Origin of the sequence: Acetivibrio sp. MSJd-27 (assembly GCF_018918095.1) — a bacterium.
Classification (GTDB): Bacteria; Bacillota; Clostridia; order UMGS1840; family HGM11507; genus HGM11507.
In genome coordinates, this window is the sequence record NZ_JAHLPV010000101.1 from 1 (window position 1) to 592 (window position 592).

The following is a 592-nucleotide window of genomic DNA, read 5'->3' on the forward strand; positions in this document are numbered from 1 at the left end:
CAGATTTACATTTTGTTTCGTTCCCATCCTGTAGGCTACAATACTGTTGTCGAACAAATCTCTGATGACCGACAAATACAATACGCCTTGCTTTGTGTGTATGTACGAAATATCTGTAACCCACTTTTGATTTGGCCTTTCGGCACGAAAGTTTCTGTTAAGCAAATTAGGATAACGATGTAAATATTCACCATAATTGCGGTACCGCTTTCTCCTGATCACCGACAACAAACCGTATTTCTGCATAACTCGCAACACTGTTTTAGGGTTGCGGTAAATACCGTTTCTCTCAAGCCATATATGTACCCTTCGGTAACCGTAAGTTTTACCGCATTTTTCCTGACATTCTCGTATCTTTTCGGCTAATGGCAGATCCCATGCAGGCTTATCCATTCGAGACACATGACTGTAATATCCGCTGCGAGATACACCAAAGAACTGGCACATTTCGCTGATTGAATATTTATCTTTGTAACGATAGACCACCTTATATTTTACGCTTGTCCTCACTTCCTTTCTGCGAGCAAGAGAAAATCCCGCAGCAATTCATTCTCCATTTTCAATCTCTTGTTTTCGTATTTGTATTCCTGTA

1 protein-coding gene is annotated in these 592 nt (G+C 40.4%); it reads right to left on the reverse strand.

The window, feature by feature from the left end:
* Window positions 1-510, reverse strand: a 510-nt coding sequence (locus KQI32_RS13295; RefSeq protein ID WP_216426142.1) for an IS3 family transposase, incomplete at its 3' end; no start/stop codon positions are given.
* Window positions 511-592: the final 82 nt, after the last annotated feature.